Below are 19,718 nucleotides of genomic sequence, written 5' to 3'. Positions count from 1 at the left end.
TAGGCCATCGACAGATCGTACTGGTTGGTGAGCTGCTTGATCGGGGTCACCGCGATTTTGCCCGGCTTGGGCTGGCGGTGGTAATAGAGCGCTGCTTCGCGTAGTTGTTTTGAATTCATATGTCTGCCTCCAATTAAGGTGCTTTTGTCAGGCAAACGCAGCCGCCCGGAGGTGAATGCCATGACATTCCCCGCGCCTGGCCGAATTGTCGGACCACCCTTGTTATTTGTTCAGGAGAAACGGCCATCCTTGCCGGGCACTGCCGGCAAGCGATGCGTGCGGGTGAAAACGACAGCCGTCGTTTTCACCCGATTTGCTGGCGGCTACTTGATGAAGCTGAGCTGCTTGCTGATCCGTTCCAGCACCGGCTTTTTCTTGGCGTTGAAATTGACCTTGTTGTCGGAAATCAGGTTGTTGCCCTTGGTGTCGATCGAGATGATCAGCGGGCCGAATTCCTTGACCCGGTTGATCCACAAGGTTTCCGGCATGCCCAGGTCGGGCCACTCGTAACCTTCGATCTCTTCGACCTGGGTGGCGGCCAGTACCGCACAGCCGCCCGGGAAAATGGCATGGACGGCAATGCCTTCCTGGCAACCGGCCACCGTTTCCGGCCCCATGCCGCCCTTGCCGACAATCAGTTTGACGCCGGTCTGCTTGATGAATTCACGCTCGAACTTTTCCATCCGCATGCTGGTGGTCGGGCCGATCGAAACCATTTCATACTTGTCTTCGGCATTCTTGCGGACAATCGGGCCGGCGTGGAAAATTGCCCCGCCTTCGAGGTTGACCGGCAGCTCGCGCTTCTGCTCGATCAGGCGGCGATGCGCCACGTCACGACAGGTGACCAGGCGGCCGGTCAGATAGACCACGTCGCCCACCTTCAAATCTTTCAGATCCTCGTCCTTGATCGGGGTGGTCAGAATCTTTTTCACAGGACTACTCCTTCGTGGGAAATGATTTCGTAGGACATATCCGGATTGATCCGGATCTTGCCGCGGCGGTGTGCCCAGCACCCCGTATTGACGGCGACCCCGATGGTCGAGGGGTGACGGGCCGACGACTCGATATTGACGCCCATCACGCTGTTATTGCCGGTCAAGCCCTGCGGGCCGATGCCGATTTCGTTGAGGCCTTGTTCGAGCAGTTCTTCCATCAAGGCCGCATTGGCATTGGAGCTCTTCGAATCGACCGGGCGCAGAATCGCCAGCTTGGAGAGGCGGGCCGCCGTCTCGACCGAGGTCGAAACCCCGACCCCGACCAGTAGCGGCGGGCAGGCATTGACGCCGCGCTCGGTAATCACGTCCATGACGAATTCGGCGACGCCTTCGTAGCCCTGCCCCGGCATCAGCACCTTGGCCGCACCGGGCAGCGTGCAGCCGCCACCGGCCATATAGACGTCGATGGTGCAGCTGTCTTCGCCGGGAACGATGCGCCAGTCCAGCCAGGGAATCTGGGTGCCGGTATTGGTGCCGGTATTCTTTTCATCGAAGGTTTCGACGGCGTTGTGACGCAGCGGGCCCATCTTGGTCGCGCCCAGCGTTGCATTGCGCAGGACCTCTTCGAGTTCGCCGATCAGCGGGAAATTGGAACCGGCCGAAATGAAGTACTGGATGACACCGGTGTCCTGGCAGCTCGGGCGATCCAGCTTGTCGGCGGCTTCCTGGTTGCCGGCCATCGAGTCGTAGATCGACTTGGCCAGGGGGTTGGTTTCCATGGTCCGCAGGTCGGCCAGTTTGGCCTTGACGTCCTTCGGCAGACGCTTGCCGATGTAGGACGTGAATTTGGCCATGGTGTCCGTCAGGGACTGAACTGCTGCTTCCTTGTCCATTGTGTGCTCCTGTAAAAATCTGTTGGGGATGGGGTGTGGCGTTGTTTCAGTGCGCAACCGCTTCGGCTACCACCACCTGCGGTTTCTGCGAACGGGCCAGGAGCAGGGTCAACACGGCGGACAGCACGAGCAGAGCGGCGACGAAATAGAGGCCGTACTCGAAGCTGCCGGTCTTGTCCTTGACCCAGCCGATCATCGCGGGGCCGGCGAAGCCGCCGAGATTGCCGATCGAGTTGATGGTGGCAATACCGGTCGCGGCGGCGGCACCGGACAGGAACATGGTCGGCATGCTCCACAGCGGCGGCTTGGCGCAGCTGATACCGATATTGACCAGGGTCAGGGCGGCGATCAGGCCGACCACACTGTTGGCGCCGGCGGCGACGACCAGACCGATGGCTGCGGCGCAACAGGCCAGCACGACGTGCCAGGTTCGTTCGCCAGTGCGGTCAGAATGGCGTGACCAGAGAACCATGGCGACAACGGAGACGATGGGCGGAATCGCATTCAGGAAGCCGACAGTCATCGACGAGACGCCCAGTTCCTTGATGATCTGCGGCGCCCAGATGCCCAGCGTGTACAAGCCAGCCGAGGTGCCGAAATAGATCAGGGCCAGCGCAATGACCCGCGGATTGGCCAGACCACTCAGGATGCTGTGCTTGGCGCTGTCTGCCTTGCTGGCGACTTCGGCATGCATGGCATTGACCAGCCAGGCACGTTCGTCGTCCTTCAGCCACTTGGCCTGTTCCGGCTTGTCGGTCATGTAGAAGAAGACCACCACGCCGAGGATCAAGGCCGGAACCGCCTCCAGAATGAACATCCACTGCCAGCCGACCAGGCCCATCACGCCGTTCATTTCGAGCAGCGCAGCGGAGATCGGCGACCCCAGTGCGGTCGAGATCGGTGCCGCCGCCATGAACAGCGCGGTGACGCCAGCCCGATGGCGAGCCGGGAACCAGTAGCTGAGATAGAGGATGATGCCGGGGAAGAAGCCCGCCTCGGCGGCGCCGAGCAGGAAGCGCATGATGTAGAAGCTGGTCGGCCCTTCGACGAAGGCCATGCCGCCCGAAATGATCCCCCAGGTCACCATGACCCGGGCAATCCAGAGTCGGGCCCCGAACTTGTGCAGGGCGATATTCGAGGGCACCTCGAACAGGAAGTAGCCCCAGAAGAAGATACCGGCACCGAAGCCGAGGATGGAGGCGGTAAAGCCCAGGTCCTGCTTCATGGTCAAGGCGGCAAAGCCGATGTTGACCCGGTCCAGGTAGGCGATGAAGTACAGCAGCATGATGAATGGCACGATGCGCCAGGTGATCCGGCGCATGGTCCGTTTTTCAATATCCAATTCCATTGGATGTCTCCTTTTTTGTCGATTTCCAATCGATGCCGGTAGCACCGATGCCTCTACCGCTACGAACCAAGCTGCTCGGTCCATGGCGATGTCCACCGTCTTCTGCGGCTCTTTCGCCTCTTCGATACCACTGACTCGAAGCGCGCTGTTCTCTATCGGGGTGTAGCGTGGAGCGGAGATTAAAACCTTTGGAAAAAATATGAATCGATGTAAAGTTAATTCATCATTGCAAAAAACTTAATAATGAACACCGACTCGGAACTCGCCTTTTTCTGCCTGCTGGTCAAACAGGGAAGCCTGGCCGCGACGGCTCGGGAACTGAACCTGACCCCGCCGGCGGTATCCCGCCGCCTGTCGCAACTGGAGGAACGCCTGGGCGTGCGCCTCCTCAACCGGACGACGCGCCGGATCAGCCTGACCAACGAAGGCGAGGTTTATTTCGGGAATGCGCAGCGCATCCTCAGTGACATCGATGAAATGGAACGCCTGGTGTCAAGCAGCCGAGCGGCGCCGAAGGGGCTGTTGCGGGTCAATGCGCCGCTGGGTTTCGGTCGTTCCTACATTGGCCCGGCCATTTCGGCCTTCACCAAAACCTACCCGGACGTCGAAGTCCAGCTGCACCTGACCGACCGCCCGGTGAACTTGCCGGACGAAGCAATCGACGTCTCGATCCGCTTCGGAGAGCTGCCCGACTCGCGCCTGATTGCCAAAAAAATCGCCGCCAACCGGCGCCTGCTCTGTGCCTCACCGGCCTACCTGCGCGCCGCCGGTCAGCCCAACTTCCCCCATGAACTGACGCAGCACCCATGCATCGTGCTGCGGCAAAACGAATCTGCCTATGGCAATTGGCGGCTGAGTCGGGGGAAGCAAACGGAAACCATCAAGGTGCACGGCAAGTTGAGCACCAATGATGGTGAAGTCGCCATCAACTGGGCGCTGGAGGGGCATGGCATCCTGATGCGCGCCGAGTGGGACGTCGCCAAATATTTGCGCAGCGGCCGGCTGGTCCAGGTGCTGGCGGACTATGAAACGCCTCCCGCCGACATCTATGCCGTCTATCTGGAGCGCTTGAACCTGTCGGCCAAGGTCGCCTATTTTGTCGAACATCTGCGCGACTATCTGAGCCGGCACGCCGACAGTCCGAACCAGAACCAGTCGAACTGGTAGTGCTATGAGCGCTCGTTCATCCCGGTCTGCTCGAACCATTGTTCGAGAAACTCGACACAGACCTTGACCTTGGCCGAGACCGACAGCCTGGAAGGATAGACCGCCCAGACATCCGCCTGCTGGAAATAGGCGGGCAATACCGGCACCAGTACGCCGGCCTCGATTTCTCGGCAAATATCCCAGGTCGACCGCAGGATGATGCCATGACCGTCGATCGCCCACTGCCGGACGATTTCGCCGTTGTTGGCGGAAAGCGGGCCGCTGACCTTGATGGCGACGAGGCCATCCGGCCCGTCCAGTTCCCAGCGCCCGAAATCCTGGTCGCGTTCGCGGATCGGAATGCAGCGATGGGCCTTCAGGTCGTCCAGCGATTGCGGCATGCCGAAGCGCGCGAGGTAGGCCGGCGAGGCGCACAACACCCGCCGATTGCGGGCGATCCGCCGCTTGATGACATTGCCTTCGCGCACGTGGCCGAGCCGGATATCGAGCTGAAAGCCTTCATCGACCAGATCAACCAGTCGGTCGAACAATTCGACCTGGATCTCGAGTTGCGGAAACTGCCGGGCCATTGCGGAGAGCGCCGGGGCCAGGCGACTGCGGCCGAAGCCGGTGCTGCTGCAAATGCGCAGCAATCCGCTCGGCGCCGCCTTTTCCCGGGAGATCGCCTCGCCCATCAGATCGACATCTTCGAGAATGCGTTGTGCCCATTGATGGACGATCTCTCCCTGAGCAGTCAGCGAAACGTTGCGCGTCGTCCGGTGAAACAGTCTTTCCTGGACAGCTGCTTCAAGCAGCGCGATCCGCTTGCTGACCACCGCCTTGGAAACCCCCAGCTCACGGGAGGTTTCGGCAAAACTGCGGTTGCGTGCCACGACGCAGAGCAGGCGGAGATCGTCGAGCTGAGGCTTGATGTTCACGATTCGTATCCACGGGATTCACATTTGAGCGGATTGTAAATATTTCCGTGACCTCTAAGCTAGCCAAACCTGACATCCGTTCGTTACAGAGGAAATCGACATGAAGCACAAAATCGCGGTGATCGCCGGTGATGGCATTGGCCAGGAAGTGATGCCCGAAGGTTTGCGTGTCCTGGAAGTTGCCGCGCGAAAATTTGCGATCGATCTCGAATTCACGACCTTCGAGTGGGCCAACTGCGACTATTACCTGCAGCACGGCAAGATGATGCCGGACGACTGGTTCGAGCAATTGAAGGGCTTCGACGCCATCTATTTCGGTGCCGTCGGCTGGCCGGCAACGGTTCCCGACCACATTTCGCTGTGGGGATCGCTGATCAAGTTCCGGCGCGATTTCGACCAATACGTCAATCTCCGGCCGGTCCGCCTGATGCCCGGCGTGCCCTGCCCGCTGGCGAATCGCCAAGTCGGTGACATCGATTTCTATGTCGTTCGGGAAAACACCGAAGGCGAATACTCTTCGGTGGGCGGTCGTCTCTTCGAAGGAACCGAGCGCGAAGTCGTGATCCAGGAATCAATTTTTACCCGCAAGGGTGTTGATCGAATCCTGAAGTATGCGTTCGAGCTGGCCCAGACACGCCCGAAAAAACATCTGACCTCGGCCACCAAGTCGAACGGCATTGCGATCAGCATGCCTTACTGGGACGAGCGCGTCGAAAGCATGGCCAAAGACTACCCGGCGGTGCGCTGGGACAAGTACCACATCGACATTTTGACCGCCCGCTTCGTCCTCAGCCCGGAGCGTTTCGACGTGGTGGTTGCCTCCAACCTGTTTGGCGATATCCTTTCCGACCTGGGACCGGCCTGTACCGGCACCATCGGCATTGCGCCGTCGGCCAACCTCAATCCCGAGCGGACATTCCCTTCCCTCTTCGAACCGGTGCATGGCTCGGCCCCCGACATTGCAGGAAAAGGGATCGCCAATCCGATCGCCATGGTCTGGTCCGGGGCGATGATGCTCGACTTTCTCGGACAAGGCGACACCAAGTACAAGGCGGCCCACGACGCCATCATTCAGGCCATCGAGACAGTATTGGTCGCCGGTCCACGCACGCCGGACATGGGCGGTACGGCAACGACCAGCGAATCCGGCCAAGCCATTGCCGAGACGCTGGCAGCCCTCGCCTCATAGCCCTTAGCCTCCCCTGCATCATACTTTTCCAGCACATTTCGCCAACCTCAACCGATCCGGAAAATCCATTCAATGCACCTCCCGGCAATTGTCGATCTTCTCTCCATCCTCGCGCTCGGCGCTGCATTGGGTTTCTTTGGCGGACTGTTCGGCATCGGTGGCGGCATCATCGCCATTCCCTTCCTGGCACTGGCCTTTGGCATGGAGCAGGCGCTGGCCCAGGGCACTTCGCTGGCCATGATGGTACCGATTCTGCTCGTCGGCTGGTGGCGCTACACCCGGCGCCACCCGATTCCCTGGCGAGCCGCCATTCAAATCGGGCTGCTCGCTTCTGCGACGACGCTGGTGGTCGCCTACGTGGCAACGGGTTTGAATCCGAATGTCCTGCGCACGGTGTTTAGCGTTTGCCTCCTCGTCCTGGCGCTGCGCATGCTGGCGCAACGGCGCACCGCCAGCCCAGTCGACGCACATAGCCGGTTCAACCTAAAACTGATGCCGCTGGTCGGCATTGTCGGTGGCGCCTGCATGGGGCTGCTTGGCGTGGGCGGCGGACTGGTGGCGACCCCCATCTTCACCGGCTGTTTCGGCCAACGGCAGACAGTCGCCCAAAGCCTCTCCCTGGCGCTGGTTACCCCCTGTTCGATTGTTGCACTGGCGACTTACGGCGGCGCCCGACAAGTGGATTGGTCAATCGGCTTGCCCCTGGCCATTGGCGGCTTATTCACCGTTTCCCTAGGCGTCTCGTTGGCGCATCGCCTTCCGGAACGGACGATGAAGACTGCCTTCGCCTGGATGATCCTTTGCACAGCCCTTTGGCTATTACTTAAACCGATACTGCTGAAATAGACGATCGCAGCGCATCATAGTCAGGCCCACACATCAACCGAGAAAGGGAAATATCATGTCAAAAGCGTATTGGGTAAACACGTATCGTGCGATACATGACGCGGACAAAGTTGCCGCCTACGCGAAGCTTGCCGGACCGGCGATTACTGCGGGCGGAGGGCGATTCTTGGCACGCGGCGAGCCTGCGAAGGTGTATGAGCAAGGCCTGATGCAGCGCACGGTGGTGATCGAATTCGACAGTGTGGCGCAGGCGACGGCCACTCACGACAGCCCCGCCTACCAGGCCGCACTGGCTGCGCTGGGCGATGGTGCCGAACGGGACATCCGCATCATCGAAGGGCTCTGACGGGCTGCTTATCGTTGCTGTTGCAACTTATATGACTGCATTCGAAGCAGAGACAGTCCACCGCAAGATTCGGCAGACAGCTTAGGGGGCAACTTGAATACACCATCAAGCCGTTGCGGGGATGCCTGGAGTGCCATCGCTTAACTGCGGCACGGCATCCCGAAGACACATCAACCGTGAACAGATGCCTGTTTTGCTGGCAGCCCCGGATCAGGCTTCACTGAGCAAGACCCAGTGGTTGTCCAGCGCCATCGGCTGCGGCCAGGGCAGCATGGCTGGCTTGGCCGTCGGATGCCAGCGGACCAGGCCGAGAGCGGTCGCCACCAGCACGCCGCCGCCCTTGCCCGGCCCCGTCCAGCCAGCCAGCGCATAGGCCTCCTGCAATTCGACAATCGGCGTCAACTGGTCCGGCTTGCCCGGGTGCCAGAGTTGGGCCAGGCCAGCCTGGTTGCTGGACAGCGCAAAACCGCCGTTGTAGGCGGCGCTGATGTCGCCGGCGTAGCCGATGCCGTCGTTGGCGCGGGTCGGCACGAACAGTTTGTTGTCGTCGAGAATGGCGAGAATCGGCGCCGCCATCCGCTTGCTCGCTTCGTCATGTTCGGCCTGGATGGCGATGCCGAGGTAGGCGTCGGCATCGACCGGCGTCTGGCTCCAGGCCAGGTGGCGCAGGCTGAGGCGCGGGTCGTCCAGCTTCCACTGGCGCAGCAGCTGGCCGTTCTTGGCATCGAGCCGGACCAGCGACGGGTCCATGCGGTGCAGGTCGTATTTCTTGTCGGCCGGCGTGCGCGGCACGCCGCCATTGGCGACGATCAGCTGTCCTTCGTGGTCGAGCACCAGCTGGTGCGGATCGACGCCGTGGCTATCCCATTCGGCCAGCTTCTGCAGGCTCAGCCGGTCGCGCACGCCGATCCGGCCACGTCCGCTTTTGAGATCGGTTTCGGTGGTGTACAGCACGTCGCCCCTGGCACCGAGCACGATATGGCCGTTCAGGCGGGTCGGTGAATCGTCTGCATCAAGCCTGACCTGCTGCATCAGTTGCCCCTTGTCGTCACAACGCAGCAACCAGGTACCGGGCCGCACACCGACCACCAGCAAACTGCCATCAGCTTCGCCGAGCAGGCCGTGCGGCCGGGTCGGCAAGGGGACGGCGTAGCGGATGGCGAGCTTGCGGCTCTCCCAGTCGGCGACCAGGGCGCCGGCGAAATAGGGATCGCTCTTGTTCGGGCCGCGCCAGGCGGCCCCGAGCACGGCCTGAGTGGCGGCACCGGCGGCCAGCGCCAGTTTCGGCATGGCGGCCAGACCGGCCAGGGTAAGCAGTAATTGACGACGATTCATGGCAATTCCATCAACAACGGTTGGCGACATGCCCGGCCAGCCGGGCCTGTGTGCTTAGCGGTAGCCGGCGCGGTCGAGCAGTTTCTGGGCGGCGACGATGTTCTTGGCCAGCGTGCCGATCGGCAGCGTGTCGGCCTTGAACTTGCCCATCGCTTCCAGCGCCGGGTTGTTGGTAACGACGCTGGCGACCACCGGCCATTCGTTGTTGCCGTCGGCGAAATAGCGCTGGGCATCGTCGCTGGCCAGGTATTCGAGAAACTTGACGGCGACTTCCTGGTTCTTCGAGGTCTTGACGACACCCGCCCCGGAAATATTGATGTGGGTGCCGTGACCGGCCTGGTTGGGCCAGACGATGCCAATGCGTTCCATCATCCGGCGCTCGTCGATCTTGTCGGAACGGATCAGGCGCGCCAGGTAGTAGGTATTGGAGACGGCGACGCCGCATTCGCCGGCCGCCACCGCCTTGATCTGGTCGGTGTCGCCCCCCTTCGGGGCGCGGGCGAAATTGGCGACGACGCCCTTGGCCCATTCTTCGGTCTTCGCTTCGCCGTCATGCGCGATCAACGAGGAGACCAGCGACAGGTTGTAGGGGTGAGCGCCGGAGCGGCTGCAGAGCTTGCCCTTGAGCTTGGGATCGGCCAGCGACTCGTAAGTGGCGACGTCTTCCGCCTTGAGCGCATTGCGGTTGTAGATGATGACGCGGGCGCGGGTCGAGAAGGCGAACCAGGTATCGGTGTGCAGGTGGGCCGGGATGCGCGCTTCCAGCGTCTTCGACTTGACCGGGGCGAACAGGCCGAGGGCATCGGCGGTGGCCAGGCGGGCCGCATCGACAGTGACGAAGACATCGGCCGGGCTGTTGGCGCCTTCGTTGCGGATGCGCTCCATCAACTCTTCTTCCTTGCCCTCGATGCGGTTGATCTTGATGCCGGTCTGCTTGGTGAAGTTGTCGTAGAGCTTCTCGTCGGTCTGGTAGTGACGGGCGGAATAGAGGTTGAGCACCTTTTCCTCGGCCTGGGCGGCGAAGCCGGTGGTCGCCAGCAGCAGCGCAAGCAGCGTCAGTTTCTTGTTCATGGGTCGGTTCTCCTGAAGGAAGGGTCTTTGAAATAATCGGTGGAAATGCGGTCGAGGCTGGCGACGCCGCACAAGGCCATGGTCGCCTCCAGCTCATCCTGCAGCAGGCGCAGCACATGGGCGACGCCGAGCGGGCCGGCGGCAGACAGGGCGTGGATGTAGGGACGACCGATCAGCACCGCCGAGGCGCCGAGGGCGATCGCCTTGAAGATGTCGGTGCCGCGCCGGACACCGCCATCGAGCAGGATGGGGACGCGGCCGAGCAGACGGTCGGCGACGGCCGGCAAGGCGTCGAGGCTGGCCGGCAGCGTGTCGAGCGTGCGGCCGCCGTGGTTGGAAACAATAATGCCGGCAGCGCCGAGGTCGACCGCACGAACGGCATCATCCGGGTGCAGGACGCCCTTGACGATGACCGGCAGCCGCGTCGTCGCCAGCAGCCATTCAAGATCGCGCCAGGTCGGCGCATGCGGCATCAGGTCGTCGAAGACGGCACTCGGCCCGCGCCGGGCACGCTTTTCGGCATCCGAGCGGGTCCGCCGGGCGGCGCCTTCAGCATCGTCAGGCTGCGCCGGGCGGCGCAGATTGACCGCCTCGATGCCCGGCGGCAGCTGGAAGCCGACGCGCTGTTCGCGATTGCGGATGCCGTGCAGCGGCGCGTCCACCGTAAACACGATGGCCTCGTAGCCGGCGGCTTCGGCCCGCTGGACGAGTTCGGCATTCAGGCTGCGGTCGGGCTGCAGGTAGAGCTGGAACCAGCGCGGCCCGTCGCCGCCCTGGCGGGCGGCCGCCGCCACCTCCTCGATCTGGCAGCTGGCCAGCGTGCTGAGCACGAAGCCGGCACCGAGCGCCGAGGCAGCATAGGCGGTGGCCAGTTCGCCGTCCGGGTGAAACAGTTTTTGCCAGGCAACCGGCGCCAGCAGCACCGGGCTGGGCAGTTCGCGGCCGAACAGCGTCGTCCGGCAATGGCCGCCGGCAACATCGGCCATCACGCGCGGCAGCAAGGCACGGCGGTCGAAGGCAGCGCGGTTCCAGGCCTGCGTCAGTTCGTCGGCGGCAGCGCCGTCGAGGTAGGCCCAGGCGTTGTCGTCGAGCCGGCGGCGAGCATAGGCCTCATAGTCGGCGAGCGCGACGATGTCGCGCGGAATGCCGTCGAGCAGCGGGGCGTTGAACATCGCTTAGCCCCCCCACTCCGTCATTCCCGCGTCGGCGGGAATCCAGAGATGTTCAGAAGTCATTGGCCGCCGCCTGGATTCCCGCTTTCGCGGGAATGACATGAATTCAGGCATCACGAATCCGCCCAGCGACGCAGCAGGTTGTGGTAGCAGCCGGTCAGGCGGACGACCGGGTCGCTGTCGCCATGCGCTTCGCGCAGGTCGAGCAGCGCCATGTCCATGTCGTAGAGCATGCGGCGCTGGCCGGGGTCGCGCACCATGCTCTGCATGAACATGAAGCAGGCAACGCGCTCGCCGGCTGTGACCGGCGCCACTTCGTGGATCGAGGTCGAGGGATAGACGACCATGCTGCCGGCCTTGAGCTTCAAGCCGTGCTTGCCGAAAGTGTCCTCGATGGTGAGCAGGCCGCCTTCGTATTCGTCAGGCTCGGAGAAAAACAAGGTGGCCGAAACGTCGGCCCGGACATAGCCGCTGCCGTCCGGCATCTGGCGCATGGCGTTGTCGGTATGAAAGCCGTAGTAGTTGCTGTCGCCGCTGTAGCGGTTGAAGAAGGGCGGCAGGATCTTCAGCGGCAGTGCCGCCGTGAAGAAGGTGGCATTGCGGTTCAGGGCCTGCAGCACCAGGCGGCGCAGGTCCGGCAGATGCTCGGCATTTTCGGCCAGTTGTTCGTTGTTCTTGGCGCGGGCGGCCTGCAGGCCGGCGGTGATTTGCCCGCTCGACCAGTTGGAGCGAGCGAGCAGCTCTCTGGCGGTCGACAGTTCTTCCGGGGTCAAAACGTTGTCAATGGTGATCAGCATGGCTTCCTCAAGCGAAAACCCCCTCGGCGAAGCGAGGGGGTCGGGTGGTGCGAGCGCTTAGAACTTGTACTCGGTGCTCAGGATGAAACGACGGGCCTGGCCGACGTAAGTGAAGCCACCGTTGTCGTAGATCGCATCGTAGTAGACCTTGTCGAAGACGTTCTGGATGTTGAACTTGATGGCGTACTTCGGCTGTTCGTAGGCGACCATCGCATCCCAGCGGGTGTAGGACGGCACCCAGTTCGGGTTGAACGCCCCGGTTCCGGTCGGTGCGCCGCCGTAACGCTTGCTCTTGTACTCCATGCCGCCACCGACCTTGAAGCCGAGCGGCAACTGGTAGGTCGTCCAGAGGTTGAAGGTCTGCTTCGGCGTATTGCGCGGCATCTGGCCGACGAAGTTCTTGTTGCCGTTGCCCGGCGCGACTTCGAGAATCTCGGCGTCAATCAGCGACAGGCCGCTGAAGACTTCCCAGTTGTCGGTGACGCGGCCGGCCAGTTCAAGCTCGATACCGTCCGACTCGCGCTTCTTGGTCAGGATCGACGCGGTCGACTCGAGGTCGGTATTGCGTTCCCAGTCCTTGACGGCGTGGTAGAGCGCGGTACGGAAGGCCAGGTTGCCGTCAAGCAGCAGCCACTTGGCACCGATTTCGCTGACCTTGGAGCGTTCGGCCGGGTATTGGCTGCCGGACAGCTGGTAGAGGTCGGCGGTCGGGCTGAACGAATCGCTCCAGCCCAGGTAGTAATGCTGGGCGGCCGACGGCTGCCAGGAGAGACCAGTACGGTAGCTGTTCTCGCCAAAATCGCCGCGGAAGTTGGTAGAGGCGCCTGTCGAGCCGACCGGCGACTGGTATTCGGAACGCATCTCGTCGCGGCGGACCCCGGCGGTCAACCGCCAGTCGGGCACGAATTCCAGCGTGTCCTGGACGTAGGCGCTGTAGGTGTCGCCCTGATAGGTATTCGGCGCTGCCGAGGTGTAGCGGCCGGACTTGTAGAGCGGCTTGCTGGCGGTACCCAGATTCTGAAGGGCCCAGCGGGTCGAATCTTCCTTCAGGTACTCGACGCCGGTGACCAAATCGTTCTTCATGCCGAACACCTTGAAGCTGGTATTCAGATCGCTTTGCAAGACGAAATTGTCGGTATCGAATTCGCGGGTTTTCGCTTGCGAGGCCAGGCTGTTTGCCGTCGGCGCCCCACCCTGCGGCGCAACGGCCCAGTACGAGCGCTTGTAGTTGGCGGCGCGCATCACAGTCCGCCACTGGGTATCCGGCGCAATCTTGAACAGGTAGCTCAGGGTCGAGACGTTGGTCTGGCTTTCGTCGAAACTGCCGCTGACACCCCAGTAGTCCTTGTTGTTGGCATAGGTGCTTTCCGGCTTTTTGGCGGTAGCGTTGAACGGCACGCCGTAATCCGGCCGATCGTTGCCCTGCGCCCAGTAATGGCTCAGGGTGACTTCGTGATCGGTGCCGAGACCGAAGGAAATACTCGGCGCAAAACCCTGGCGATGAATTTCCGGCGTCGTCCCGCTCACCGGGTTGGAGCGGCCGTTCTCTTCATCGCGCTTCATCACGTTCAAACGAATGGCGGTGGTTTCGCCGATGCGCTGGTTGAGGTCGGCCTTGGTTTCGAAGTAACCGTTGGTCCCCACCCCGACATTGACCTTGTTGATGCCGTACAGCATCGGCGTCTTGCTGACCTGGTTGATGACGCCGCCGGCCTGGCCACGCCCGAACAGCATGGCGGCAGCACCGCGCAGCACATCGACCTGTTCCAGGTTGAATACTTCGCGATCGTACTGGGCGGTATCACGGATACCGTCGAGGTACATGTCGCCGAAGGTGTAGAAACCGCGCAACATCATGTTGTCGCCGGAACGGCCGCCTTCGGCGGCATTGAAGGAAAGGCCGGAAACGTTACGCAGCGCTTCGCGCAGCGAATTGGCTTCCTGCTCTTCCATCAGCGAGCGGGTAATCGTCGTGATCGCCTGCGGCACATCGTGCGGATCCTGAACGACCTTGCCGACCCGGGTCTTGGTGGCGCGGACGCCATCCTGCTGTTCGGCGTTGGCCTTGACGGTCACCGCCGGCAGCGTTTGCTCGTCGGCGGCCGACGCATTGGCCGCGCCGAACAAGCCGGCAACAACCATGGCCCCCAGCGGCAACAATTTGGCGCGCCGTTCGGCGCTTACCCCCGAGCCCATTGCGGACGAAAGTTCGGAAACCTTCGATTCAGGCGAGTTTGTAGTGTTCACGAAAATACCTCAAGACAGTCAGTTGGGGTGGCTGGCTGGCATAGAGGCTGGCTTGCCGGGATATCTGCGGACCCCGGGCGCTCGATCGAGCACCGGACTCCTGAATTCTTGCAGGCTGCTCGAACCTGGCGCTGAGCCGGGCACGAAAACCTGAATACAAATGCGAATATATCGCATTTGCCATTACGTTACAACTTGTAACGTAATCCGCTCAAGAATACGCAGGCTGTCAAACGAAGTTAAGCCCGACCGACCGTGCGGTGTTCAGGGCTTGTCGGCGGGCTCGGCGAACCAGTTGTCGCGGCTGACGACAACATTGTTCTTCGGCTGCAGCACGAAGTGCGGCGACATGATCTGGACGCCGTGGCTGTTGAACTGGTCCTGAATATTGGCATGCAGTTCGGAAAGAATATGTACCCGCTCCAGCGGCCGGTCGATATAGGCGAAAAGCTCGTACTCGACGTAGAAATCCTGCAGGCTCTTCTGCCGGACGAAGGGAGCCGGGTCCGAACGCAGGCCACCGGTGGCCTCGGCCGCCTTGAGCAGCATGGCATGGACCTGCCGCCACGGGGTGTCGTAGCCGATGGTGACCGAGGTTGACAGCAGCGCCCCTTGCGCCGCCCCGTTGCTGCTGTAGTTCTTGATCGGGTTGCCAACCAGCACGGCATTGGGAATGGTGATCTCCTCATTGCGCATATTGACCAGCTTGGTGGACAGCGCCCCCATTTCCTTGACCACACCGACCACCTCGCCGATGCTGACGAAATCGCCGACATGCAGCGCCCGTGAGTAGATCAGCACCAGGCCGCTCATCAATTGCGTGACGATGCCGGCCGAACCGAGGGTCAACATGAAGCCGAACATCACCGACAAGCCCTTGAAGGCATCGCTCTCGGCCAGCGGCAGATAGGGATAAGCCACGGCGATGCCACCACCCCAGACCAGGATGCCGACCAGACGCCGGGTGGCACGGGCGGTCTCCTGGTGAATGCCGGGGATGGTCGCCTTGCCCTGATCGACATTCTGGAAAACATTGGCCAGGACGTCATTGACCGCTTTGGTCAGGAACAGGATGACCGCTGCGGTCAACAGCCCCGGCAGGGCAGAAACCGCCCCGTGCCCGAGCATGCCGAGCAACTCGACCAGAAAGCTGGAGAGCTTGTCGGCGAACGGCTGGGTCAGCGGAAAAGTACCCAGCACGTAGGTAAACCACAGGTAAGCCACCGACAGCCACAGAAAAGCGAGGATCAACTGGGCCAGGCGGCTGATCAGCAACCAGGCATGCTCGGCCCAACCCACCTTGCCGTTGCCGCGCGCCTTCTGCACCAGCCGTTGCAGACGCGCCAGCACGAAACCAGTGGTCCGCTGGATCACCCACAGCAGGGTCAACATGATCGCCGTCGCCAGCAAGGAGAGCAGGATGCCCTTGAGCAGCACCGGACCGCGCAGTTGCTCATCCTTGACCTTGAGCGCTTCGCGAAAGCGCTTTTCGACCTGGTCGGCCGCCGCCGCCAGGCTCAGTCGCTGCTCCTCGTCAAGATCAGCCTCGTAGAGTACGAACAGCATGCGGTCGCCAAGGCTGAAGATGATCCCCTTGCGCCCTTCCAGCGCCACATGGTTGCGGTTGATCGGCTGCTCCAGGTCGGCTTCACCAAGGACACGCAGCCGTTCGTCGATGCGCTTGACCCGATTTTCCGGCGTCACCCCCTGCACTGTCGCGCGCAGCGTGACGATCTCGCGGTTGGCAAAACTCAGCACCGCCTCCGGCGCCGCCGGCTCCTTGGCGTGCAGGCCACCGACCATCGCCAGCAGCATCGTCAGTAACAAGCAACGCAGCAGAGACAGCAGGTGGCACATGGCAAACTCCTCGTTTAGACGACGTCGATTCCCGGCTCGCCCGCACCGACCTCACCGACCACCGAAACGTGGGTGAAGCCCTGCTGCAGGAAAATGGACAAGACTTCGGTGACGCTCTCCGGCGCACAGGAGACCAGCAGGCCGCCCGAGGTCTGCGGATCGGTCAGCAGGGCGCGCTCGGCATCGCCCAGGTGGGCGGCGAGATTGACGCCGTCGCCGTAGCTCGCCCAGTTGCGCCCGGAAGCGCCGGTCACCTGGCCGCCGCGGGCAAACTCCATGGCTTTGCCAAGCAGCGGCAGATCGGAAAAATTCACTTTGGCCCGCAATTGGCTGCCTTTGCAGACTTCCATCAGATGGCCGAGCAGGCCGAAGCCGGTAACGTCGGTCACTGCATGCACGCCATCCAGGCAGGCCAGCACCGGGCCCGGCGTATTGAGCTGGGTCGTCGTCTCGACCATTGCCTGGTAGTCGTTATCGGTCAACAGGTCCTTCTTCAGCGCCGCGCTGTACACACCGACGCCCAACTGCTTGCCGAGAATCAGCTTGTCGCCGGGCTGGGCCGACGAGTTGCGCTTGAGATGCGCCGGATTGACCAGGCCGATGGCGACCAGGCCATAAATCGGCTCGACCGAATCGATGGTGTGGCCGCCGGCAATCGGAATCCCCGCCGCACGACAGACCGCCTCGCCGCCTTCGAGAATCTTGGCGATGGTTTCGAGCGGCAGCACATTGACCGGCATGCCGACCAGGGCCAGCGCGAACAAGGGCGTGCCGCCCATGGCATAGACGTCGGAAATGGCATTGGTCGCCGCGATGCGCCCGAAATCGAAAGGATCATCGACGATCGGCATGAAAAAGTCCGTCGTCGCGACAATCGCCTGCTGCGGGTTGATCTGGTACACCGCCGCATCGTCGGCGGTTTCGGTACCGACCAGCAATTGCGGCGGGATGATGCCCGGCGTCGTGCCGGCCAGGATTTTTTGCAGGACACCCGGGGCAATCTTGCAGCCACAGCCGCCGCCGTGAGAAAGCTGGGTCAGTTTGATGGTTGATTCAGACACTTGGTTTCCTTGTTCCACAGGCTATTCGGCATCGAAGCCGGCATCCTCGATGGCGCCGAGCAGCGCCTCGCGCGTCACCGCCTGCGGGTCGAACGCGACCCGGGCCTCGGCTGCTTCCAGCGAGACTTCTGCCGAGGCGACACCGGACAAGGCGGTCAGCACGCCGGAGATGTTCTTGACGCAGCCCTGGCAGCTCATGCCGCCAATCTTGATAAGGGTATTTTCCATTTCAATCATTCCTGTTCATGAAGGGTTGCTGGCGCAGCAAGTCGGCGATCTGCTCAGCCGGCAGCGGCCGGCTGAAATGGTAGCCCTGCGCCATGTCGCAACCCATTTTACGCAATAGCGCCAGTTGCTCGATGGTTTCGACCCCCTCGGCCAACACGGTCAGGCGCAGGTTGCGCCCCATGCTGACGATGGTCGAGGCGATCGCCTGGTCATCGGCGTCGGTTTCCAAGTCGTTGATGAAGGAGCGGTCGATCTTCAGCTTGCCGACCGGAAAACGCTTCAGGTAAGCCAGCGACGAATAGCCGGTCCCGAAATCGTCGAGCGACAATTCGACGCCCATCCGATGCAGCGCCGACAAGGTGCCGAGATTGATGTCAGCATCGTGCATCACGGTCCGTTCGGTGACCTCCAGTTCCAACCGGCTGGCCTCAAGGCCTGAGGCAGCGAGTGCGCCAGCCACCACCTCGACGAAACCGGCCTGGCGAAACTGCACCGGCGCCACATTGACCGCCATGATCAGCGGCGGCAAACCGGCCTTGACCCAGCGCTGCGCCTGCCGGCAGGCCTCGCACAGCACCCAATCGCCGATTTGGTTGATCAGCCCGGTCTCTTCGGCGACATGGATGAACCGGTCCGGCATGATCATGCCGAGATCGGGATGCTGCCAGCGGATCAGCGCTTCGACACCGATCACCAGGCCGCTCTGCAAGCTGACCAGCGGCTGGTAAAACAGCGTGAACTCCTCCTGAATCAGGGCGCGCCGCAGATTGCTTTCCATCAGCAGGCGTTCCAGCGTCGCCGTATTCATCGCGCTGTTGTAGAACTGGAAGGTGTTGCGGCCCAGCTCCTTGGCCTTGTACATCGCCGCGTCGGCGTTCTTGAGCAGGGTTTCCAGATCCTCGCCATCCTGCGGGAAGACGCTGATGCCGAGCGAACCGGTCACCGTCAGCTCGTGGCCGGCGACGGCAAACGGCTTGCCGAACACTTCGAGCAGCCGGCGCGCCACTTCGGTGGCGGCGGCGGTGTGCGTCGCCGGCAGGGCGAAGATGAATTCGTCGCCGCCCAAGCGGGCCACGGTATCGACCCGCCGAATGACGGTATCGACCCGCCGCGCCACTTCGCACAGCAGGTCGTCGCCAACGCTGTGGCCGAGCGAATCGTTGACCCGCTTGAAATGATCGAGGTCGAGAAAGATCAGGGCGATGGCCGAGCCGTCGCGCTCGGCCCCGGCCAGCAGTTGGGCAAAGCGGTCGCGCAACAGGCGGCGGTTGGGCAGGCCGGTCAGCACGTCGAAATCGGCCAGTTCGCGAATGCGCTGCTCGGCCGCCTTCTGGGCCGAGACATCGAGCACGGTGCCGACCGAGGCCGGCTGGCCGCCAAAGGTCACCGGCGAACCACGCACCATGGCCGGAAAGGTCGAGCCGTTCTTGCGCACGGCGGTCAGTTCGTAATTGTGGCCATTGACGCCGATCATCCGCTGCTGCATCTGCTCGAGCACAACCGGGTGCTGCTCGGGAACGACGATATCGAGCGGACCCAGGCGGTCGACCAGCTCTTCGGCGGTAAAACCGAACAGGCGCAGGAAAAACGGATTGGCGTACTTGAAGCGGCGGTCCTGCAGAATGAAGATGCCGACCTGCGCAGCGTCCATCGTGGACCGGAACATTTCCCCCTGTTCGGCCAGGCTCAGCGCATGGCGGGCGAACTCCCCCGCGCCGCCCGCCGCGTCGGAAAGGTCTTGCTCGAGTATGGTTTTTCCGGCGGCAACGGTCATCAAGGCCCTTCGTTATTTGTCTTGTTTCAGCGTTTGGCGTGCCAGCGTTTGAGGAGCAGCGAATTCGAGACCACCGACACCGAACTCATCGCCATCGCCGCGCCGGCCACCACCGGGTTGAGCAGCCCGAGGGCAGCGAGCGGAATGCCCAGTACATTGTAGATGAAGGCGAAAAACAGATTCTGCCGGATTTTGCCCAAGGTGGCGGCGGAAAGGTCGATTGCGTCGGCCACCCCGTGCAGGTCGCTGCGGATCAGTGTGAGGTCGGCCGCCTCGATCGCCGCGTCGGAACCGGCGCCGATAGCGAAGCTGACGTCGGCTGCAGCCAGCGCCGGCGCATCGTTGATGCCATCGCCGACCATGGCGACCAGCACGCCAGCAGCCTTCAATTCGCCGATCACCGCCGCCTTGTCACCGGGCAGCACGCCAGCCCGGAATTCGACGATCCCGGCTTCAGCGGCAATCGCCGCCGCCGTCAGCGCGTTGTCGCCGGTCAGCATGACCACCCGGATGCCGCGCTGGCGCAAACGCTCGA

18 protein-coding genes are annotated in these 19,718 nt (G+C 62.4%); 4 read left to right on the top strand and 14 right to left on the bottom strand.

Annotated features, from left to right (window positions below; all coding sequences use genetic code 11):
* Positions 1-323: 323 nt before the first annotated feature.
* The 3 genes from ttdB to AT959_RS18315 are packed head-to-tail and all read right to left on the bottom strand — an operon-like array spanning position 324 to position 3,176.
* Positions 324-932 carry a L(+)-tartrate dehydratase subunit beta gene (gene ttdB / locus AT959_RS18325; protein WP_066886372.1) on the bottom strand — a complete coding sequence of 203 codons (609 nt, stop codon included), beginning with the start codon at positions 930-932 and terminating at the stop codon, positions 324-326.
* A complete protein-coding gene (gene ttdA / locus AT959_RS18320) occupies positions 929-1,828 on the bottom strand; it encodes a L(+)-tartrate dehydratase subunit alpha (protein ID WP_066886369.1) in 900 nt (299 codons plus the stop codon). Before ttdA ends, ttdB begins: the two co-directional genes overlap by 4 nt.
* Before the next feature lie 46 nt (positions 1,829-1,874).
* Positions 1,875-3,176 (bottom strand): MFS transporter, encoded by a 1,302-nt coding sequence (locus AT959_RS18315; protein WP_066886366.1) that lies wholly within the window; start codon positions 3,174-3,176, stop codon positions 1,875-1,877.
* A 243-nt stretch (positions 3,177-3,419) separates the two neighbouring features.
* Here AT959_RS18315 and AT959_RS18310 point away from each other — a divergent pair, with 243 nt between their 5' ends.
* Complete coding sequence (locus AT959_RS18310; RefSeq protein ID WP_066886363.1) at positions 3,420-4,343, top strand: LysR family transcriptional regulator; 924 nt, start codon at positions 3,420-3,422, stop codon at positions 4,341-4,343.
* A 2-nt stretch (positions 4,344-4,345) separates the two neighbouring features.
* On the opposite strand, the gene AT959_RS18305 is transcribed toward AT959_RS18310, so the two are convergent.
* Entirely contained in the window at positions 4,346-5,260 is a 915-nt protein-coding gene (locus AT959_RS18305; RefSeq protein ID WP_066886360.1) for a LysR family transcriptional regulator, read from the bottom strand.
* Between the two features lie 100 nt (positions 5,261-5,360).
* On the opposite strand from AT959_RS18305, the gene AT959_RS18300 reads away from it, so the two are divergent.
* The 3 genes from AT959_RS18300 (at position 5,361) to AT959_RS18290 (ending at position 7,641) form a co-directional block, all read left to right on the top strand.
* A complete protein-coding gene (locus AT959_RS18300) occupies positions 5,361-6,449 on the top strand; it encodes a tartrate dehydrogenase (RefSeq protein WP_066886357.1) in 1,089 nt (362 codons plus the stop codon).
* A gap of 72 nt (positions 6,450-6,521) precedes the next feature.
* Positions 6,522-7,295, top strand: coding sequence for a sulfite exporter TauE/SafE family protein (locus AT959_RS18295; protein WP_066886354.1), 774 nt, complete (start codon positions 6,522-6,524; stop codon positions 7,293-7,295).
* A 55-nt stretch (positions 7,296-7,350) separates the two neighbouring features.
* Entirely contained in the window at positions 7,351-7,641 is a 291-nt protein-coding gene (locus AT959_RS18290; protein ID WP_066886351.1) for a DUF1330 domain-containing protein, read from the top strand.
* A gap of 210 nt (positions 7,642-7,851) precedes the next feature.
* On the opposite strand, the gene AT959_RS18285 is transcribed toward AT959_RS18290, so the two are convergent.
* The 10 genes from AT959_RS18285 to AT959_RS18240 form a co-directional block, all read right to left on the bottom strand.
* The gene (locus tag AT959_RS18285; protein ID WP_240481878.1) at positions 7,852-8,976 is read right to left on the bottom strand and encodes a DUF1513 domain-containing protein; all 1,125 of its coding nucleotides are present in this window, start codon (positions 8,974-8,976) and stop codon (positions 7,852-7,854) included.
* 54 nt (positions 8,977-9,030) lie between these two features.
* Positions 9,031-10,047, bottom strand: coding sequence for a Fe(3+) ABC transporter substrate-binding protein (locus AT959_RS18280; RefSeq protein WP_066886344.1), 1,017 nt, complete (start codon positions 10,045-10,047; stop codon positions 9,031-9,033).
* Entirely contained in the window at positions 10,044-11,219 is a 1,176-nt protein-coding gene (locus tag AT959_RS18275) for an alpha-hydroxy acid oxidase (RefSeq protein WP_066886340.1), read from the bottom strand. Before AT959_RS18275 ends, AT959_RS18280 begins: the two co-directional genes overlap by 4 nt.
* A gap of 113 nt (positions 11,220-11,332) precedes the next feature.
* Complete coding sequence (locus tag AT959_RS18270) at positions 11,333-12,016, bottom strand: Fe2+-dependent dioxygenase (RefSeq protein ID WP_066886337.1); 684 nt, start codon at positions 12,014-12,016, stop codon at positions 11,333-11,335.
* 57 nt (positions 12,017-12,073) lie between these two features.
* Positions 12,074-14,263 carry a TonB-dependent receptor gene (locus tag AT959_RS18265; protein WP_240481877.1) on the bottom strand — a complete coding sequence of 730 codons (2,190 nt, stop codon included), beginning with the start codon at positions 14,261-14,263 and terminating at the stop codon, positions 12,074-12,076.
* 264 nt (positions 14,264-14,527) lie between these two features.
* A complete protein-coding gene (locus AT959_RS18260; protein ID WP_066886329.1) occupies positions 14,528-16,120 on the bottom strand; it encodes a mechanosensitive ion channel domain-containing protein in 1,593 nt (530 codons plus the stop codon).
* Positions 16,121-16,134: 14 nt separating this feature from the next.
* Positions 16,135-17,181: a selenide, water dikinase SelD gene (gene selD / locus AT959_RS18255; RefSeq protein ID WP_083518481.1), complete on the bottom strand. Its 1,047-nt coding sequence runs from the start codon at positions 17,179-17,181 to the stop codon at positions 16,135-16,137.
* Between the two features lie 21 nt (positions 17,182-17,202).
* Positions 17,203-17,409: a heavy-metal-associated domain-containing protein gene (locus AT959_RS18250; RefSeq protein WP_066886510.1), complete on the bottom strand. Its 207-nt coding sequence runs from the start codon at positions 17,407-17,409 to the stop codon at positions 17,203-17,205.
* A gap of 1 nt (position 17,410) precedes the next feature.
* Positions 17,411-19,183 carry a putative bifunctional diguanylate cyclase/phosphodiesterase gene (locus AT959_RS18245; protein ID WP_066886323.1) on the bottom strand — a complete coding sequence of 591 codons (1,773 nt, stop codon included), beginning with the start codon at positions 19,181-19,183 and terminating at the stop codon, positions 17,411-17,413.
* A 26-nt stretch (positions 19,184-19,209) separates the two neighbouring features.
* Positions 19,210-19,718 (bottom strand): HAD-IC family P-type ATPase (locus tag AT959_RS18240; protein WP_157651354.1); only part of this gene is annotated, 509 nt, incomplete at its 5' end.

Source organism: Dechloromonas denitrificans, from assembly GCF_001551835.1.
In the GTDB taxonomy this organism is placed as follows: Bacteria; Pseudomonadota; Gammaproteobacteria; order Burkholderiales; family Rhodocyclaceae; genus Azonexus; species Azonexus denitrificans.
Note: the sequence above shows the minus strand (reverse complement) of the source record. Positions and strands in the feature narration are given on the sequence as shown.

Excerpts from the sequence above, each read along its gene's own strand:
- ttdA (WP_066886369.1), bottom strand. The coding sequence starts at position 1,828 with ATGGACAAGGAAGCAGCAGTTCAGTCCCTGACGGACACCATGGCCAAA.
- AT959_RS18315 (WP_066886366.1), bottom strand. The coding sequence starts at position 3,176 with ATGGAATTGGATATTGAAAAACGGACCATGCGCCGGATCACCTGGCGC.
- AT959_RS18310 (WP_066886363.1), top strand. The coding sequence starts at position 3,420 with ATGAACACCGACTCGGAACTCGCCTTTTTCTGCCTGCTGGTCAAACAG.
- AT959_RS18300 (WP_066886357.1), top strand. The coding sequence starts at position 5,361 with ATGAAGCACAAAATCGCGGTGATCGCCGGTGATGGCATTGGCCAGGAA.
- AT959_RS18295 (WP_066886354.1), top strand. The coding sequence starts at position 6,522 with ATGCACCTCCCGGCAATTGTCGATCTTCTCTCCATCCTCGCGCTCGGC.
- AT959_RS18290 (WP_066886351.1), top strand. The coding sequence starts at position 7,351 with ATGTCAAAAGCGTATTGGGTAAACACGTATCGTGCGATACATGACGCG.
- AT959_RS18285 (WP_240481878.1), bottom strand. The coding sequence starts at position 8,976 with ATGAATCGTCGTCAATTACTGCTTACCCTGGCCGGTCTGGCCGCCATG.
- AT959_RS18280 (WP_066886344.1), bottom strand. The coding sequence starts at position 10,047 with ATGAACAAGAAACTGACGCTGCTTGCGCTGCTGCTGGCGACCACCGGC.
- AT959_RS18275 (WP_066886340.1), bottom strand. The coding sequence starts at position 11,219 with ATGTTCAACGCCCCGCTGCTCGACGGCATTCCGCGCGACATCGTCGCG.
- AT959_RS18270 (WP_066886337.1), bottom strand. The coding sequence starts at position 12,016 with ATGCTGATCACCATTGACAACGTTTTGACCCCGGAAGAACTGTCGACC.
- AT959_RS18260 (WP_066886329.1), bottom strand. The coding sequence starts at position 16,120 with ATGTGCCACCTGCTGTCTCTGCTGCGTTGCTTGTTACTGACGATGCTG.
- AT959_RS18250 (WP_066886510.1), bottom strand. The coding sequence starts at position 17,409 with ATGGAAAATACCCTTATCAAGATTGGCGGCATGAGCTGCCAGGGCTGC.
- AT959_RS18245 (WP_066886323.1), bottom strand. The coding sequence starts at position 19,183 with ATGACCGTTGCCGCCGGAAAAACCATACTCGAGCAAGACCTTTCCGAC.